An 18,062-nucleotide genomic window follows, 5' to 3' on the forward strand; every position below is an offset into this window, starting at 1 on the left:
CAACTCCTGACATACAATGAAATTACTGGTGTGAAACCTGCCGGAGGTATCAAATGTTAGTCATTTTAATGGAAAATCAGATGCTTGCCCCTCAGTGTGTTTGCCAAAGTTGTTTGCTGGCAGATCGCACTGGACAACCGCGCTGGAGCGGTGGAGAGCTTCGCTGTGGACATCCAGTTGCTAAACCTACGGAAAATTTGCCCGATCGGTACGAGTGTCAAATGGGCTTCGTCATTGCCAATATTAAATAATCATCGGGCATGGGGCATCGGGCATGGTGACTATTAACCCGACTCGATCTAAGTTCCCCTGCATCTGGTACTTGAGGCTGCTATCCGCCCACAAATGAGCAAATTCCGGGCGAGTCGGAACTGAGCCTGCTGCGTTATGCTGATTTTAATAGGAATTAATAGTTCACCGATCGACTCAGGAGAGTTCATTATGACTTGGCGCGGGTCTACAACTGTTCCAGACCGGATTTTTGCTTCTTTGCCTTATTTGCTCCCGTTGGTTGAGGGGCTTGCCTTTGGCAGGTTTCTGTTTACACAGTTTCCTGTCCTGCAACTGTTGTTGATACCGCTAGCTCCATTGATGCAACTTTATAGATTGCCCTTTGCTAGCTTAATTATCTTCTTTGCCCTGTATTTAGGAGTAGTTAGAAACGAAAACATCAGTCACTTCATTCGTTTTAATGCGATGCAGGCGATTCTTTTAGACATTGTTTTGATGCTGTGTGGTCTGGTTTTGCCGATTTTTTCTAGAGGCGTCCAAGTCGCCTTTATTGCGGAAACTCTGTATAACATGGTGTTTTTGGGCGTTTTTGCTGCATTTGTCTATGCAGTCGTGCAGTCGCTTTTGGGACGCTATGCAGAGATTCCTCCGCTTTCGGATGCTGTTTATATGCAGGTACGATAGTCAGTTGGCAGTTGGCAGTTGAGAGTTGACTGCTGGCAGTTGACAGTTGGGAGTTGGCAGTTGTTAGCTGGTTATTATTTGTTGGTTCTAATGCCCAATGCCCAATACCCAATGCCCAATGCCCAATAACTAATAACCAATAACTACTGTATTTTCAAGACTACCAATGCCTTCTATTTCAATTCGGACTCGATCGCCTATTTGTAGCGGGCCTACTCCTTGCGGCGTTCCTGTCAGTATCACATCGCCGGGAATTAGGGTCATTATTTGACTGATGTAGGAGACAAGAAAGTCTGCGGAAAATACCATGCGATCGATCTGGGATGACTGTACCGGTCGCTCGCTATCATTGACAAAAGTCTGCAATTGTGCAGCAGGACTCAGTTCGCGGACAATCCAAGGCCCCAAGGGACAAAATGTATCGAACCCTTTGGCCCTCGCCCACTGGTTGTCCCGCTTTTGCAAATCTCTGGCTGTTACGTCATTGGCGATCGTATATCCCCAAATTTTGCTGTGCGCTTGTTCGGGAGTACAGTTGGTACAATGTTCGCCAATTACCAGGGCCAATTCTCCCTCGTAGTCTACCCTTTCCGACTGCTGCGGATAGCGAATCTCTGCACCTGCTGGGATGACTGCACTGGGAGGCTTGAAAAACAGCAGGGGTTCTTCCGGTACAGGGGTTCCCATCTCGGCCGCGTGATCGACATAATTTTTGCCTACGGCTACAATTTTTGAGGGAGAGCAGGGGGCGAGGATTTGGTAAGTATCTGGTGAAAGTTCCAAATTGGTTGGTTGTCCTTTTAACCAGGGCGGTGCATCAAATACTTGAACGCTGTGGCCCAGTTGCAGTAAACCGTAATGGATGTGTCCTTGTGTTGTTTTTACTCGAACGTAGCGCTGGGCCATAGTATTTTAGATTTTAGGTTGTAGATTCTAGATTCAAAAAGACTTCTGCAAGTCCTAAATAGAATATATATAAACATGGATCTAGGGATAATTTCTGAAAATTTATTGCTCGATCGACCTTTAAGATTTTTGCTGTATTATTTTTAACCCGCTTTCCGTGCAAATTCCGTGCAGCGGTTGGTCCCAGGAGTCAACGGGTAGTTGGGCCAGCAAGGCAAATTCAAAGATTGTGGCGATCGCAACTTTTGATTCCCACTCAGCTAAACTGAGCATTCGATCGTAATAGCCACCGCCGTAGCCCAAGCGATAGCCGCGAACATCGCAGCCTACTGAGGGTACGAGCATTAAATCTACTTCTGAGTGGTGTATTTTAGGAGCATCCGGCAGGGGTTCTAGTATGCCATAAGCTCCACTACGTAAAGCATCTCCGGGCTGCCAGATGTGCCAGGATAGCTCTTTACCAACACAGCGGGGAAATCCCCATTTTTTAGGGGTGGGAATGGTATTTGTGGGACAGGCATCTTGCCTGTCTCCAGAATTGAGCAGGCAAGATGCCTCCTTCACAGAAGATGTAAATAGGGGACTTAAATCTGGTTCTTGGCGACAACTGAAGTAGGCGAGGATTGTTTTTGCTTGGGTGAATAGGGGCGAGTTTTGCAGGCGGTTGCAGAGTCGATCGCTCTTTTGTCTCCATTCTTGTGCTGATAGGGATTTGCGGGTGTTGAGGAGCGATTTTCTTAATTCTGTTTTAGTTAATGAAGGTTCAGCAGTATTCATATTTCATATTAAATCCGTATTAAATAGGGCTGATTTAAACCTACTAATGTAAGGCGCAGCTTACCAGTTGATTTATTCGGCGATGTCTTCAAAATCTGTCACTTTAAGCACTTTCCTCGATTAAATTTGCTTCCGCATCCCGGCGTCTGTCTATACTTTGTTCAATGCTCGTACCCACCCAAATCAGTTTCATTTGCCGGATTTTATCCGCAATTCGCTTAACATCTTTTTCGGCACTAAATCCCGGATTGCACGCATTTCCCGGCGGAGGTTTCCCTCCATACTCGTGCCGCGATTAAACACCAAACTTACCAATCCTCCCGGAACATCTGCAGGCACTTCTTCAAAACCAGGAAATACCTCTTTTGTCAGATTCTAAAATTTGGGCACTGTTACGACATGAAAAACTTCCCAGGCTAATTCCCAAGAAATCATCATATCTTGAACAATAAACCTGTTGCAAAAGTAATTTTGCCGGACAACCTGCCCCTAATGCCGATCGATTGGTATGATTTCTTAGTTCCCCTCTGCGACGAGAGGCAGCTGTAGTAGCGGTTGAAACCGCCGACTATCAGTGAAATTTTACCCGCCGAATTTGTATGATTTCTTAGGGCCAGAAGGCGGACTCGTTTGTGTAGGATAGGTTTCAACCGCAGACTATTATAAATTAGGTGGATAACCCCCATTTGTATTATTCATAAAAAAACCCGGTTTCTTCAAAAAACCGGGTTTTTCACACTCAAACTGCGTGTTTTCGATACCAATCAATCGTATTTTTCAACCCTTCCTTAAACTTCACCTCCGCAACAAAACCAAACTTTTCCTTAGCCCTTTGGGTATCCAAACAACGGCGCGGCTGACCGTTCGGTTTGTCGGTTTCCCAAACAATTTCTCCCTCAAATCCCATCAATTCGCAAATCGTTTCCACTAAATCGCGAATTTTAACTTCGCTATTTGTTCCCAAATTAACCGGGTCAGATTTACTGTAAGATTGAGCCGCCATCACAATTCCCCGCGCGGCATCTGTGGAATACAAAAACTCGCGGCTAGGGCTGCCATCGCCCCAAACTGGCAGTGTTTTGTCTCCCCTTTCTTGCGCTTCGTGGACTTTGCGAATTAATGCGGGGATGACGTGGGAACTTTTTGGGTCAAAGTTATCTTCAGGGCCGTACAGATTTACTGGTAGCAAGTAGATACCGTTGAATCCGTACTGCTGGCGGTAGGATTGCAGTTGCACTAATAAGGCTTTTTTCGCTACTCCGTAAGGTGCGTTAGTTACCTCTGGATAGCCGTTCCAGAGGTCATCTTCTTTGAAAGGAACTGGGGTGAAGTTGGGATAAGCGCAAATCGTGCCGACGCAGACAAATTTTTCGACTCCTGCTTCGTAGGCGGCGTGGATTAGTTGCACGCCCATCATCAAATTATCGTAAAATAATTCAGCGGGTTTGAGTTGGTTTAAGCCGATGCCGCCGACGTGGGCGGCGAGGTGAACGATCATATCTTGTTGGTCGGCGGCGCGCTTGCAGTTTTCCATGACGCGGAGGTCGCAGTCGCGCGATCGAGTCACGGAAATTTTATCAGCATCGGCCCCTGCTTTCACTAGCTGGTCGATTACCTGACGGCCCAAGAAACCGGCGCCGCCCGTGACGAGAATGCGTTTGCTGCTTAAATCCAAGCTTGTCATAATTTTAGCCTCGGGATTTTGAATAAAGGTCGATCAACAATTTCCATTCTAAAATTGTTGCTTTAGCAAAAAAAAGGTTTTAGCTACAGGATGAGGTTGCCCACACATCTGTTTTAGCTGCCGCAGATAGGGACAATTTGCGCCGTGCACACCCGAAAGTTAGATATAGGGACCGCGACTTCTCAACTATCATTTTAATGTTTTTTTTAGCCCGCACAGCAAAAAAATTTGCGAGTAATTAAGCTGCTTCTTGGAATGCCGATCGCGCTAATAGCTGTAACAATCCTCTCATCCGTTGTAAACTGTGTGTAGGGGCTATTCCCCGGTGCGCGCCTTTCGCCAAAGGGGTAGACACGGGGCCCTACCCCTACAAATTGTTCGCGCTGACGGCTTGGTTTAGCGACTTAATCAAATCCGTTGCCGGAACCTCGACCTTGCTGCTCTAAAGCTTTCATGTCAGCATCTACCATGAGATGTACTAACTGCTCAAAAGTTACAGAAGGTTCCCAATTTAATTGCTGGCGCGCCTTAGTCGAATCGCCTATCAACAGTTCGACTTCTGCCGGCCGCAAGTAGCGTTCGTCAAACTCCACATATTTTTGCCAATCTAAATTGACGTAAGTAAAAGCCAAATCAAGAAATTCCTTAATGGAATGCGTCTCGTTGGTAGCAATGACATAATCGTCAGGCTTGTCTTGTTGCAGCATCAGCCACATCGCCCGCACGTAGTCTTTAGCATAACCCCAGTCCCGCTTAGAATCGAGATTGCCCAAGTAAATCTTTTTCTGCTTGCCCGCTACAATTCTGGCAACAGCGCGAGTAATTTTGCGGGTGACAAAAGTTTCGCCCCGGCGGGGAGATTCGTGATTGAACAAGATGCCGTTGCACGCAAAAAGTCCGTAAGATTCCCGATAATTTACAGTTTGCCAATGACCGTAAACTTTGGCGCAGGCGTAAGGACTTCTGGGATAAAAAGGAGTTGTTTCCTTCTGTGGAACTTCCTGCACCAAACCGAACATTTCCGAAGAACCTGCTTGATAGAACCGCACTTCTATGCCAGTACGGCGCTGATAGTCCCGAACGGCTTCTAGTAGCCGCAATACTCCCATGCCTACGGCGTCAACCGTATATTCTGGCGAGTCAAAGCTAACTCGAACGTGAGATTGAGCGCCTAAGTTATAAACTTCTACTGGCTGGACTTCTTCCAATATGCGGCGGAGAGTGGTGCCGTCCGTCAAGTCGCCGTAGTGTAGAAACAGGCGCGCACCCTCGCTGTGAGGATCTACATAGATGTGGTCAATTCGATCAGTATTGAAACTAGAACTCCGCCGGATAATGCCGTGAACTTCATATCCTTTCTCTAACAGTAATTCGCTCAAATAAGAGCCGTCTTGACCTGTAATACCTGTTATTAGCGCTCGCTTGCATTGCGTCATCTGATTTTCCTGTGACAGGATGTGTTAATTCACAATAAATTTTTTGGCAGAGGCTGTTGCTCCCTGCCGATCGTATTCCCAAACTCTAAGTTAACTCACAATTCTTCGATCGGCATCCAGGAACTGTTTAGTTTTGACAAAGAGTTTGTCGCGGATTGTCAGTAGTCAGCATCAGTGGTCAGTAACAAATAAAACTAACTACCGATTGCTGACTGCGGACAAAAATTAATATGCGCCGTTATTTTTGGGAAAAATCACAACTCCAATTGTTTTGAAAACAATCCACATATCCATCCAAAGGTTTTTGTCATTTGCGTAATAGAGGTCGATTTGGACTCGGCGGGGATAGGGAATGTCGTTGCGACCAGAAACTTGCCACAAGCCCGTAATTCCAGGTCTTATGGTGAGAATTTTGTTGATGTGACGGCCGTATCTCGGCAGTTCTTCTTCAACTAAAGGTCTCGGTCCGACGACACTCATATCTCCTTTTAAAACATTCCAAAACTGGGGAAACTCGTCTAAACTGGTCATTCGTAAAAATCTTCCAATCCAGGTAATTCGAGGGTCTTGTTTCAGCTTGAAATTGTCCTCAAACTCTTGACGCAAATGCGGAGAATTTTCCATGATTTCCAGCAAGATATCGTCCGCATTTTCCACCATGGTTCTGAATTTAAGGCAATAAAACCTTTTACGGTTTTTGCCTACTCGTTCCTGTACGTAAAAAATAGGACCGGGCGAGCTTAAGGCGATTAAGAAAGCCAAAAGCAGGTAAACCGGAGCAAACAGGATCAGAACCGATAAGGAAAACAGGATGTCAAATAACCGCTTGAAAAGTTCTCCGTCGAGGCTCTGTAGAGAACGACTTATGCGTCTATCTCCTTGCAGGACAGACCCAAAACCGCGTCTTGCGATCGCTCGAATTACCTTGCCGGAGATTAGTTGGCTGTCGGCAGTCATCTTACTCCTTCACTTCACACCACACACAGTCCTGATCATAAAGCCTCAAGACGCTTTGTTCGCTGAATTATGTTTCCAATACTCAATTTTCTGCCTTCAGAAGGCTTCAAAAGGCAGAAGGCAGAAGGAAGAGGGCTTCTCAAGGCAGAAGGAAGAAGGCACAAGGCACTTATGCAGAGGTCTTCTGAAGGCACTTATACAAAGGCAGAAGGAAGATTGTCCCCCTATGGGGATCTGGTACTATCAAGCCCCAGACTGGGTAAAATCACGGGAGTGAAATTCCTGATAGCAGTGTTCAACAAAAGCTAGATAGCTCTGCCCAAAGACTTCGGGGGCAAACTGTTCAGCCCGCAACCTGCTGATTTCTGGGCGAAATTTGCCTTGCAACTGCTCAAATTCCTCGACAGCTTCGACTAATGCTGCTGCGGTTTGGGAGGAAAAAAATAAACCAGTCCCTGTCTCTGGGTGTTGGCGAATGTCGAGCACTGTCTCCAAAGCGCCCCCTGCTGCATAGGAAATTACCGGTGTTCCGCACGCTTGAGCCTCTACCAAAGCTATGCCAAAATCTTCGCAAGCTGCATAGACAAAGGCTTTCGCCTCTGCCATGTACTTTTCAACTACTTCGGCGGGCTGCCAGCCGAGCACTTGCACGTTGGGTTTGGCGATTTGCCGAATCATTTCTAATTCTGGCCCGGTGCCGATGACAATTAGAGTATGCCCGAGTTGATTGAATGCTTGGACGATCGCACTTACGTTTTTGTAACTTACTAACCGACAAACTGTGACGTAAAAGTCTTGTTTTTGCCGCATCAAGGAAAATCGCTCGATATTTACCGGCGGATAAATCACCTGGGCCCGCCGCCGGTAGCACCGCCAAATTCGGCGCGCCGTGTGTTGAGAGTTAGCGATGAAATAATCAACACGATTGGCGGAAATTACGTCCCACTGCCGCAGTCGATGCAACAAATATCGCGTCAGCAGGCCCGGGATGCCCCGTCCGGCTTTGCTGCTACGCAAATAGTCAAAAGTTAAGTCCCAAGCGTAGCGCATGGGCGTGTGGCAGTAGCAGACGTGCAGTTGCTGGGGACTGCTGAGGATGCCTTTGGCGACGGCATGGGATGAGGAGAGGATGATGTCGTATTCTCGAATATCTAGTTGTTCGATCGCGATCGGCAGAAATGGCAAATATTTTTGCACGCCGCTCCGGGCCTTGGGAAAGTGCTGCAAAAATGTTGTGCCAATCTGTCGCCCGAAAAGATAGCTTTCGGGATTGGCTGATTCAAAGTCGATGAGGGCATAGATATCTGCCTCGTCTACGTGTTTGAGGATTTCCTGCACTACGAGTTCTGAACCGCCAGTAGCTAAGGGCGTTAACCATTCGTGAACTAGGGCATATTTTAGTTTTTTCACTTGTATGTAGCCGATCGAACGATTTATTAGCGCTAGTTCTGTCAATATTAATCTTACTCAGGGAGCACTTACGCACCCGATCGCCATCAACCGGGTTTCTACCTACACATTTAGTCCTCAAACCCAGGATTTTCGGAATAAAGCGGCTTCTTGTGAAATCAGCGACAGCAAAACAGCACTCTCGGGCAGTGATTTCCCAGATTGTTGACAATAAATACTATTAGGCTCAATACTGAAGGTGATTTGCGATCGCCTAAATCTTCGGAACGGGCGATCGACGGTAATGTGGTGTGAGGAAAAAATGTCCAAAATTTTGTGGAAGGGACTTTTAGTTAGTCCGGGTGTATTGGCAGCAAGTTTAGTCGTATCTTCGACAGCGCTAGCAGCAGAGCACCCTATAGAAATTGTCGCGACCGCTCAAGCTCATCAATTGCAATTAGCAGATGCTGCAACCGAGTTGGAAAAGTCTGAGACGGCAGCGGTGACGGCCGAACCTGTGTCAGTAGCTAGCAACTTGACTGTTGAAACTATTGACAAAGAAAGTGCGAACCTCTACGAGGGCTTTCCTTCCGAGCGCTTCGCTAACGCTAACGAGCCGATTGCCCCAGTTGCCGAACAGGCAAAAGCACCGTCCAACGCAGTTGCAGCAGATTTAAGCGAAACCCAACCCGCAGTCGCGCCCGCAAATTTAAGTACCGAACAACCTGTCGCGGAGCAAATCCCCGCAGTCGCGCCGGCAAACTTAAGCGAAACGCAACCCGCCGTTGCACCGGCTAATTTAAACGCACAAAAAGCGGTCGCACAACCCGATCAGATTTCCCAATCCACTACTCCAAGTGCCCAACCTCAAGCACAGTCAAATGTTTTAGAACAAATCAACCAATACAGCACAGAAGGTAGCGGCAGCGAAGATGCGGTTGGCCAAGTAACCTCAGTTTCGCAACTTTCCGACGTTCGACCCACCGATTGGGCTTTTCAAGCGTTGCAATCCCTAGTAGAGCGCTACGGTTGTATAGCTGGCTATCCTGACGGCACTTTTCGCGGCAACCGCGCCATGACTCGCTACGAATTTGCAGCAGGTTTAAATGCGTGTTTGGATAAAGTTAGCGAGCTGATTCAAGGCGGTTCGAGAAATCTGGTGACGCGAGAAGATTTGGCTTCTGTGCAAAGGTTGCAAGAAGAATTTGCGGCGGAATTGGCAACTTTACGCGGCCGCGTCGATGCTTTGGAAGCGCGTACCTCTGAATTAGAAGCAAATCAGTTTTCGACTACGACTAAACTCAACGGCGAAGTGATATTTGGTTTGGCGGGTATCGCCAGGGGAGATGATGCCGAGGGCCGCGAAGCTGATAAAACCACGGCTTTTGGCAGCAGGGTTCGGATTAATTTTGACACGAGTTTTTCTGGAGAAGATTTGCTCAGAACTCGACTGCAAGTTTTAAATATGGGTGCGTTTTCTACTAATAATACGAAAACTGCTGAAGGGGAATTGCGGTTTAATGTCGGGCCTTTTGGCGATGCTAACAATATAGTAGCTTTAGATGCGCTGCTTTACCAATTCCCTATCGGCAAAAGCACTACTGTAATTCTAGAAGCCAACGCCGGCGCTGCTGATGATTTTGCTAACACTGTCAACCCTTACTTTGACGGAGACGGCAGCTACGGCGCTCTTTCTAACTTCGGTACTCGCAACCCAATTTACTATTTGCTTGGTGGTTCTGGCATCGCTCTGCGGCATCAGTTTGGGGAAAAACTGGAGCTGAGTTTGGGATATTTGGCCGGCAATGCTGCGAACCCGACGCGGGGAAATGGTTTGTTTAACGGTTCTTACGGCGGTTTGGCTCAGTTGACTTTTACACCGAGCGACAGCATTGCTTTAGGTTTAACTTACGTTAATTCCTACAACTTAATTACCAATACCGGCAGCAATGCTTCTAATTTTCCGCAGCGTCTCGGTTCCTTCGGGTTCGACAGCGATACCACTCTCCCAGTTTCTAGCAATTCCTACGGCGCGCAAGCTTCGTGGCAGTTGAACCGCAGATTTGCAATTGGCGGTTGGGCTGGTTACACCAACCAGCGCATTTTATCCAACTCGGCTACTCCTACGGGTTCAGTGCAGCGGGGAGACCAAAAAATCTGGAACTGGGCAGTTACTTTGGCTTTTCCCGATTTGTTGAAAGAAGGAAATGTGGCGGGGATTGTGGTAGGTATGGAGCCGCGGGTGACGAGTTCTACTAATCGGACTTTGCCGGAAGATAAGGATACTTCGCTGCACGTTGAAGGTTTCTATCAGTTTAAGTTGAGCGACAATATTTCTATCACTCCTGGTTTGATTTGGCTGACTGCTCCTGACCACAATAAGAGTAATTCTGATTTGGTGATTGGGGTGGTCAGAACGACGTTTACTTTCTAGGAGCAGCCCACACCGATTTTAGATTTTAGATTTTAGATTAGCGGTTTTAATCTAAAATCTAAAATCGCCAATTTAAAATTGTCCGAGCTTGGGTTTAATGTTTCAACAGAAACGACCAGCTTTAGCAAAAGCTGGTCTGCAAAAATTGTTAAATCCGTTGTGTTCTCACAGTGTTTTTCTCACAGTGAGGAAACCCAAGTTGCACGTTTCTTTGCAAAGGGTTCTAAAAGAAATATCATCTCTCTTAAGCGGTATTATAACAACAAAATTTAATTTTTTGTAATAATACTTTACATTCCGGGCGGATATTAATTTTGAGGGGGGCGATCGCACTCCGGGTCACTTTGTATAATCACACCGGGCTTCCAAAACCCTGTTTATGCCTAGGTTTATGGGTTTTAAACAGGTTATTTTGCGTAAAAACCAGGTTTCGATTGCCGATCACTCATTTTTCTCACTTTATATAATTTAAGCCGGAGCTTGCTGCGGTCTGCCCCAGACAATTCGCTCCTGCTTGTATACAACCATACCAGGTTTCGCGCCTTTCGGCTTGTATACATATTTAGGTTCTGTATAAACTACCGGAACTTGTTCGCTGTGGCGGGCGCGACTGTAATAAGCAGTCATGTCGGCGGCAAATTGCAAATCGGTTTCTTCAGCAACTGTACCGGGTTTGAGACGCAGCAAAGCGTGGCTTCCGGGAATCTCTAGGGTGTGGAACCACAAGTCGTAGTCGTTGGCGGTCCGAAAAGTGAGTTGGTCGTTTTGGCGGTTGTTGCGCCCGATTAATAATTCAAAGCCGCTGGGGGTTTGGTAGCGGTGAAATTCGATCGCAGCATTTTTGTCGGTACTGCGGTAATCTGGTACGTCTAGATATTTTTGCTGGATCAGTTCTTCGCGGATTTCGGCGAGGGTTTGCAAATCTTGGGTGTTGCGGTAGGTTTCCAATACCGAAAGTGCGACTTCAACTTGTTCTAAATAGTCGATTTCTTCCTGTACCGCGGCTAACAAAGGTTCTACTGCAATGCGGGCTCTTTTAAGTTTTTGGTGTTTTTTGTAGATTGCTTGAGCGTTTTGAACTGCGTTTTTTTCCGGATTTAGGGGAATGATAACTGGTTTCTCGGTTTCAAAGTCGGGGAGAGAAATCGATTTCATTCCTGGTTCCCAATGCTGCAAATTTGCCATCAGCAAATCGGCTTGGGATTTGTGGGTGTCTGCGTCTGCCGATTGCTGCAAGCGTTCTTTAAATGTGTTGGCTTTGAGGCGCAGTTTTGCGAGGACGTTGTTGAGTTTTTGGGTAAGCTGATGCCGCAGTTGGGCGAATACTTCTTGATTGATTTGGCCTGTGTAGTAGCTGTTAAGTAATTCTTGAACGGAAGAAGGAAGTTCGGCAACGGATTCTGTAACGGATTTAACTGATGTCAGGAAGGAAGAATCAGAGGGCGGGCACGGGGGCACTGCCCCTACATTGTGATTTTCTGGTGTCGGCCAATCGATGACGGTGTAGCCTTCGGGGGTAAAACTCGGGTGATATTTGGAGTTTTCTAGGCATTGCAGCCAGTATAGCCAGCGCTGGAATAGTTGCTGCCATTCGTCGGGATTGAGGCTGTCGGTGGATTGTTCGGGGTTTAAAGAAGCCGATCGAATCATTGACAAAACTAAGGCCTTACTCATCCCTCGGTAATTCTTCAACAGATTGCCCTTTAATTGTCCAGGAACCAGGTTAATTCGCGATTGCCAGCGGTTTTGAGATTCGCTCAGACTAGGCACTGCATCGGTCAAAGACGGGGGCATTTCGTAGGGTTGCCCGGTTTGGATGGGACGGACGGTGGACTGTTTGGCGCTGACTTGGTGGGCGCAGGTGACAACGAGGTTGTCTTGGGCGGTGAGGATGACGTTGCTGTATTTGCCCATGATTTCGGCGTAGAGGTGCCAGAGGGCGGGCTCTCCGGGGCGTTTGGCGAATTGCAAGTCGATGACTCTTTCCCAGGGTGAAACGGGGGCGATGGAAACTAAGGCTAAACCGCTGAGTTGGTGCCGCAGTTGTTCGCTGAAGGTGAAGGTATCGGGAATGCGGGGCGGGGGGTCGCCTACGCAGATGCGGGCGGCCACAGGATGCCAGGAAAGGTCAATCCAGCCGCGCCCTTTCATGGTGCGGAAGGCCAGGGACACGGTGAAGCGATCGCGCTGGTAGACTTGTTCTAAGCGCGCTGGCAGCCATTGGGCTCGCAGTTCGCTGCAAGTGGCGGTTAAAGTTGTAAAGTCTACGGGTTGCACGGTATTCTCAGGGCGATCGAACTATCTATTTCTATGCTGACAGATATCGGTCACATTTTACGAACTATATAAAATTATTGTTTACTCTTGCTTCGCGTCCTTCGCTATGAAAGCTCTTCAATAATTCCGTTAACAAATAACTAATAACTAATAGGCATCTCCTAAAAAGCAGATTTTGAACAGACAGGGTGCCTGTTCCCCAAAAATTATGGGAGATGTCTAATAACAACTAACTAATAACTTCCCGAATCAATTGCAAATGTTTGTCCAAAGGTGCGATCGTATTGGCGGCGATCGCACCGCTAGCAACAACAGCCGGCAAACCAATTCCCGGAAACGTCGAATCTCCGCAGCAAAACAGCCCTGCTAAAGGCGTTCTCGGTCCGGGAAACAAGCCGCTACCCGCCCGAATTCCGGGCCCGTAGGAACCGCGATGGCGGCGCAAAAACCGTTCGTGGGTGAGGGGTGTCCCAACTAAGGTGACTTCTGCGCGCGATCGAATATTAGGGATAATTCTCTCTAAGGCTTCCCACATTACCTCGGCGCGCGCTTGTTTTTGCAGCTTGTACTCTTCGCTGGTGCGATCGAGCTTTTGCCACAAATCGTAAGGCTCGTTTCCGGGGGTATATGCGTGAATGACGTGCTTTCCCGAAGGCGCTAGGTCGGGGTCGAGGAGGGAGGGAATCGAGACGAGAACGACGTTCTGAGGGGCAGAAACGCCCATTTCCCAGTCTTTGACGAAGATGTAGTGACAAGCCAAGTCCGATCGCACTCCGGCAGCATCAATTCCCAGATGCAGGTGCATGAAGCTGTCGCACTCGGGCGTCGCCTGCCGCTGTTGCCGAAACCTTTGCGGGAATGAGGTTTCAGGCAACAGTTTCAGCGTATCCCAAACGGAAGCGTTGGAGACGACGGCTTTGTGCGATCGAATAATTTTGCCCGATCGCAGCCGCACGCCCGCAGCCCGGTTGTTTTCCACCAAAACTTCTGCAACGTGGGAATTTAGCAGCAACCCGCCTCCGTGGCGCTCTAAACCGCGTACCAGGGCATTTACCAAAGCTGCACTACCGCCGATCGGATAGTCCAAAACTGCATTGGGGCGATACCAGTCGGCGAACATGAAAGCGACTTCGGCTGCGATCGTTCCGTCGGCTGGAAGTCCAGACAGCAGGAAACACAACAAATTCAGCCAATTTCGGACAAACGGATCTCTGACATTTTTGTCCATAATTTTGCTGAAAGGGCCTGCAAGTGCGATCGCATCGCCAGCACTTTGCAGGAAAGCCGGCGCAAATTTGCCGAGGGTAAAAACAGCGCCCAAATCGAAGCGCAAAGCCAGGGAGGGCAAGGCTATGGCAGCTTTGGCGTAGGGTTCCATGATGCGCTGGAGTTGCTGCCATTCGGCGACTGCTTCGGCGCCGCGCAGTCGTGCGAGCACTTCGCCAAATTGACTCGCACCAACGGATGTGTCGAAATCCCCTTCTGGCAAACAGCAACCCCAGGTATCGTAGGTGATGCAGGGGAGTTTTTCGCCGATCGCATCCAAAACTTGCCGCAGGGGATTCGCAGACGGGCTGTAGGATAATCCTGAGTACAGCGAGGGCCCGGAGTCGAAGCTAAATCCGCCGCGTTCAAAACCGTGTGCGGCCCCGCCCGCGATCGAATGGCTTTCGCAAACCACAACATCAAAGCCATAGCGGGCGAGCATTGCAGCGCAAGTCAAGCCGCCAATCCCGCTGCCGATGACGATGATTTCTGTGTCTGTGGGGGCGATCGCAACCATGTTTTTCTCCGCTACGTCAGCTAATATTATCAATGTCTTGCAGCTTTAGGACTTAGGCATTTAACAGATGCGATCGTCCCTAGCCCTCCAAAACACAAGGGAAAAGAAGCAAGCAGTTGACTGTAGGCTCGATCCCCCCTAGCCCCCCTTAATAAGGGGGGGACAAGAAGCAGTCAAAGTTCTTGTTAAAAAGGGCAGGCTTAGAAGCATTCAAAGTCCCCCTTCTTAAGGGGGATTTAGGGGGATCTCGACTCAGCTACCACCCTTAAAATACAAATCTGTATATTATTAAATGGAAAATCTATCTCTTCTAGAACAAGCTGCCCAATCTAATTCTAAACCATCTCCCGAGGCTGTAGTCGCCGCCCTCCTAGAAGCTGAGAAAAACGCGAAAAAAAATAAAATTCGCTATTCTTTCGAGCAATTAACCGGCAACTGGCAACTCTGCTTTATCACCGGTACAAAAAAGACTCGAAAAAAAGCGGGGATTGTGTTGGGTGCGGGACGTTATATCCCTGAGTGGGTGGCGAGAATTCAAATTGCTTATTCGGCAGAACCTGTTGCTGAAGGGGAAGAGAATAGCGAAATCGGCAGGGTGGAGAATTCGGTGCAAGTTGGGGCGATCGTACTAACTCTTTCCGGGCCGACTAAGTTTTTGGTTAATAAAAATATTTTAGCTTTTGCTTTTACCAGAATTACGGTGAAAGTGTTGGGTAAAACTGTGTATCAAGGATTTATTCGCGGTGGAGAAGCGCGGGAGGCGGAATTTTTTAGTTTGAGTGTGGGGAAGCAGGCATTTTTTGCATATTTTCTGTTAGAAGATGGGATAATTGCGGCTAGGGGAAGGGGCGGCGGCTTGGCTTTGTGGGGGAGAGTTTAGGTGAAAATGTGCGATCGGGGGACAACAGTATTTATTCTGTATCTCTCGTTTATATCGAAGTCTAGATCCCCCTAAATCCCCCTTAAGAAGGGGGACTTTGAATGCTCTTATCCCTTAAGAAAGGGGACTTTGAATGCTCTTATCCCTTAAGAAAGGGGACTTTGAATGCTCTTGTCCCCCCCTTCTTAAGGGGGGCTAGGGGGATCAGTTTTAATCCCCGCCGGACTGCGGATTTGACCTGGTTGTTGACAACAATCTACTACCTATTCTACCGCGCATCCCCAATTAAAATAAACGGCGACCAATAAAACGGATGGCGAGTAATTTGACTCAACTTAGCTTGCCGCAAAGCTTCATTTTTACTCATCCCCTTATTGATATTTTGATAAAATTCAACCATCAAATCTTTAGTAGCTGAATCATCAACACTCCACAAACTCGCCATCACCGCTTGTGCGCCCGCACGCTCAAATATATATGCAACTCCCGATATTTCTTCACCGTTAGAATTCGCTTGCATAGCAGTTTGACACGCGCTTAAGGTGAGGAGTCTGGTGTTTTGCAATCCTAATAACGCCGCATCGCGAATATTGAATTGGCTGTCAGCAAATAGCAGCGTATTTTCCTCCATGCCCAATTTTTGACAGCCTCCCTGTTGGAAACAGCCGTGAGTTGCTAGGTGTAAAAAAGGAAAGCGGGGTGCTTGAGTTTTGAATTGATCGAGGGTGGCAGCATTGCCGATATAGGCGGAACTTCCGGGGAATAATTGAGCGATATTTCTAACTTCTTCTTCTGTACCAGCTAAATTTTGGGGAGCGCGGGGGATGGGATTTCCTAATGCTAAGACTCCGCCTTGTAAAGTAGAATTGGGAATTGACCTTGTGGAAATGCGGGTGAGATAGTTGACGGGATATTTCTGGATGAGGAATTTGCGATTTTTCGTGTCCCAAAGGGTTTCAAAGGGGATGTAACGCAACTTTCCTGTGGCGATGATGCTCAATTGTTTGGGAGATAATGCCTGTATTTGGTCTTCTATCGGGCGAATTAGGATGTCGTATAGTTTGCCGCCAGTTTCTCTGTAATCTGAAGTGAGTTCGCTTGATATTTCTTCGCGGTGTTCGGTGAGGAGTTTGTCGAATTCTGCGGGATTTATCGCAATTGTTTTAACACTTAAACTGTCTTTTGTTAACACAAATAGGGCGATGGTATTGGGGACATTTTTGACATTTGTTAGCAAGACGGGTTGAATGACTACGGTATCTGGTGCGATACTTGCTTTCAGTTGGGCGATGTCTTTGGGTGTGGTTTCAAAGAGTTCGGCGACTTCTGGGAATTGGCGGCGGATTTCTTCTGCTTCGCTGTTGACTTCTGTTTCTAATTCCCGCATTTGTCGGGAGAGATTTTCTGAGAATTTGTCTTCGAGTTGGCGACGGAGGAATTGGAGTTGTTGATTTTTTTGATTCCACTCGTCAAGGGCTTTTTGTGTTAGGGGGTTGGCTACTTTGGCGTCAATTAAGCGGGTGTAGTCGGCGAGATCGGCTGTGGTGGCGATGTTGATCCATTGGAAAGCGCGATCGGCTTGGTTTTGATCGATGAGAAAGGATGTGAGGCCGATCGCTGGACCGCTTTCAGCTTCTAGAAATTTTTTCCTATTTTCCCGCTGTAAACCACTCCGCATCTCTAAGGTAATTTGGACGGATTGCTCCCAATTTTCGATCGCTTGAGTCGGTTGCTTCGCATCTCGGTACACTAAACCGATATTACTCAAAGTAGTAGCTTCCCGCGCGCGAGCACCCACTGCCCGCGTAATTTGTAAAGCTTGGTTAAAGTATTTCAATGCTTCTTGCGGTTGGAAAATGCTGTTGTACACTCCACCGATATTATTCAAAGTAGTAGCTTCCCCGGAGCGATCGCCCACTTCCCGCCTAATTGGTAAAGCTTGGTTATAGTATTTTAAAGCTTCTTGCGGTTGTCCGATGGTGTTGTACACTAAACCGATATTACTCAAAGTAGTAGCTTCCCCAGAGCGATCGCCCACTTCCCGCCTAATCGGTAAAGCTTGGTTATAGTATTTCAAAGCTTCTTGCGGTTGGGATATGTTGTCGTACACTCCACCGATATTATTCAAAGTAGTAGCTTCCCCAGAGCGATCGCCCACTGCCCGCTGAATTGGTAAAGCTTGGTTAAAGTATTTCAATGCTTCTTGCGGTTGGAAAATGCTGTGGTACACTCCACCGATATTATTCAAAGTAGTAGCTTCCCCAAAGCGATCGCCCACTTCCCGGCTAATTGGTAAAGCTTGGTTAAAGTATTTCAATGCTTCTTGCGATTGGGAGATGCTGTTGTACACTCCACCGATATTATTCAAAGTAGCAGCTTCCCCCGCCCTATTGCCCACTGCCCGCTGAATTGGTAAAGCTTGGTTATAGTAATTCAAAGCTTCTTGTGGCTGGGAGATACTCTTGTAAACTACACCGATATTATTCAAAGTAGCAGCTTCCCCCGCCCTATTGCCCACTGCCCGCTGAATTGGTAAAGCTTGGTTATAGTAATTCAAAGCTGCTTGCGGTTGGGAAATGCTGTCGTACACTCCACCAATATTATTCAAAGTAGCAGCTTCCCCT

The 18,062-nt window shown here is 47.6% G+C and carries 14 protein-coding genes; 4 read left to right on the plus strand and 10 right to left on the minus strand.

Annotation, left to right across the window (positions count from 1 at the left end):
- Positions 1–53: 53 nt before the first annotated feature.
- The gene (locus tag QT994_RS00095) at positions 54–251 is read left to right on the plus strand and encodes a hypothetical protein (RefSeq protein WP_006631916.1); all 198 of its coding nucleotides are present in this window, start codon (positions 54–56) and stop codon (positions 249–251) included.
- A 190-nt stretch (positions 252–441) separates the two neighbouring features.
- Positions 442–915 (plus strand): Tic20 family protein, encoded by a 474-nt coding sequence (locus QT994_RS00100; protein ID WP_333171236.1) that lies wholly within the window; start codon positions 442–444, stop codon positions 913–915.
- A gap of 129 nt (positions 916–1,044) precedes the next feature.
- Here the strand turns inward: QT994_RS00100 and QT994_RS00105 are convergent, their stop codons facing one another.
- The 7 genes from QT994_RS00105 to QT994_RS00135 all read right to left on the minus strand — a co-directional run bounded on the left by QT994_RS00105 (position 1,045) and on the right by QT994_RS00135 (position 8,085).
- On the minus strand, positions 1,045–1,821 hold the full coding sequence (locus tag QT994_RS00105; protein WP_333170682.1) for a fumarylacetoacetate hydrolase family protein: 777 nt from the start codon (positions 1,819–1,821) through the stop codon (positions 1,045–1,047).
- A gap of 120 nt (positions 1,822–1,941) precedes the next feature.
- Positions 1,942–2,598 carry a 5-formyltetrahydrofolate cyclo-ligase gene (locus tag QT994_RS00110; RefSeq protein WP_333170684.1) on the minus strand — a complete coding sequence of 219 codons (657 nt, stop codon included), beginning with the start codon at positions 2,596–2,598 and terminating at the stop codon, positions 1,942–1,944.
- A gap of 189 nt (positions 2,599–2,787) precedes the next feature.
- Positions 2,788–2,937 (minus strand): hypothetical protein, encoded by a 150-nt coding sequence (locus QT994_RS00115; protein ID WP_333170687.1) that lies wholly within the window; start codon positions 2,935–2,937, stop codon positions 2,788–2,790.
- Between the two features lie 400 nt (positions 2,938–3,337).
- Positions 3,338–4,282, minus strand: a complete 945-nt coding sequence (locus tag QT994_RS00120) for a GDP-L-fucose synthase (protein ID WP_333170690.1) — start codon at positions 4,280–4,282, stop codon at positions 3,338–3,340.
- Between the two features lie 404 nt (positions 4,283–4,686).
- Entirely contained in the window at positions 4,687–5,718 is a 1,032-nt protein-coding gene (gene gmd / locus QT994_RS00125) for a GDP-mannose 4,6-dehydratase (protein WP_333048358.1), read from the minus strand.
- A gap of 225 nt (positions 5,719–5,943) precedes the next feature.
- A complete protein-coding gene (locus QT994_RS00130; protein WP_190663127.1) occupies positions 5,944–6,675 on the minus strand; it encodes a sugar transferase in 732 nt (243 codons plus the stop codon).
- A gap of 243 nt (positions 6,676–6,918) precedes the next feature.
- Positions 6,919–8,085 (minus strand): glycosyltransferase, encoded by a 1,167-nt coding sequence (locus QT994_RS00135; RefSeq protein ID WP_333171238.1) that lies wholly within the window; start codon positions 8,083–8,085, stop codon positions 6,919–6,921.
- Between the two features lie 301 nt (positions 8,086–8,386).
- On the opposite strand from QT994_RS00135, the gene QT994_RS00140 reads away from it, so the two are divergent.
- Positions 8,387–10,498, plus strand: a complete 2,112-nt coding sequence (locus QT994_RS00140; protein WP_333170692.1) for an iron uptake porin — start codon at positions 8,387–8,389, stop codon at positions 10,496–10,498.
- A gap of 468 nt (positions 10,499–10,966) precedes the next feature.
- Here the strand turns inward: QT994_RS00140 and QT994_RS00145 are convergent, their stop codons facing one another.
- Positions 10,967–12,775, minus strand: coding sequence for an NFACT RNA binding domain-containing protein (locus tag QT994_RS00145; RefSeq protein WP_333170695.1), 1,809 nt, complete (start codon positions 12,773–12,775; stop codon positions 10,967–10,969).
- Positions 12,776–13,004: 229 nt separating this feature from the next.
- Positions 13,005–14,558: an NAD(P)/FAD-dependent oxidoreductase gene (locus tag QT994_RS00150; protein ID WP_333171240.1), complete on the minus strand. Its 1,554-nt coding sequence runs from the start codon at positions 14,556–14,558 to the stop codon at positions 13,005–13,007.
- Between the two features lie 292 nt (positions 14,559–14,850).
- Here QT994_RS00150 and QT994_RS00155 point away from each other — a divergent pair, with 292 nt between their 5' ends.
- Positions 14,851–15,438, plus strand: coding sequence for a hypothetical protein (locus tag QT994_RS00155; protein WP_333170698.1), 588 nt, complete (start codon positions 14,851–14,853; stop codon positions 15,436–15,438).
- 268 nt (positions 15,439–15,706) lie between these two features.
- On the opposite strand, the gene QT994_RS00160 is transcribed toward QT994_RS00155, so the two are convergent.
- Positions 15,707–18,062: tetratricopeptide repeat protein (locus tag QT994_RS00160; protein WP_333170700.1), on the minus strand; the 2,356-nt coding region annotated here is incomplete at its 5' end.

Origin of the sequence: Microcoleus sp. S13_B4 (assembly GCF_036700885.1) — a bacterium.
In the GTDB taxonomy this organism is placed as follows: Bacteria; Cyanobacteriota; Cyanobacteriia; order Cyanobacteriales; family Microcoleaceae; genus Microcoleus.

What these genes read in the sequence shown, in the direction of transcription:
- QT994_RS00155 (WP_333170698.1), top strand. Translation starts at nt 14,851, where the DNA reads ATGGAAAATCTATCTCTTCTAGAACAAGCTGCCCAATCTAATTCTAAA.
- QT994_RS00150 (WP_333171240.1), bottom strand. Translation starts at nt 14,558, where the DNA reads ATGGTTGCGATCGCCCCCACAGACACAGAAATCATCGTCATCGGCAGC.
- QT994_RS00130 (WP_190663127.1), bottom strand. Translation starts at nt 6,675, where the DNA reads ATGACTGCCGACAGCCAACTAATCTCCGGCAAGGTAATTCGAGCGATC.
- QT994_RS00100 (WP_333171236.1), top strand. Translation starts at nt 442, where the DNA reads ATGACTTGGCGCGGGTCTACAACTGTTCCAGACCGGATTTTTGCTTCT.
- QT994_RS00110 (WP_333170684.1), bottom strand. Translation starts at nt 2,598, where the DNA reads ATGAATACTGCTGAACCTTCATTAACTAAAACAGAATTAAGAAAATCG.
- gmd (WP_333048358.1), bottom strand. Translation starts at nt 5,718, where the DNA reads ATGACGCAATGCAAGCGAGCGCTAATAACAGGTATTACAGGTCAAGAC.
- QT994_RS00120 (WP_333170690.1), bottom strand. Translation starts at nt 4,282, where the DNA reads ATGACAAGCTTGGATTTAAGCAGCAAACGCATTCTCGTCACGGGCGGC.
- QT994_RS00140 (WP_333170692.1), top strand. Translation starts at nt 8,387, where the DNA reads ATGTCCAAAATTTTGTGGAAGGGACTTTTAGTTAGTCCGGGTGTATTG.
- QT994_RS00095 (WP_006631916.1), top strand. Translation starts at nt 54, where the DNA reads ATGTTAGTCATTTTAATGGAAAATCAGATGCTTGCCCCTCAGTGTGTT.
- QT994_RS00105 (WP_333170682.1), bottom strand. Translation starts at nt 1,821, where the DNA reads ATGGCCCAGCGCTACGTTCGAGTAAAAACAACACAAGGACACATCCAT.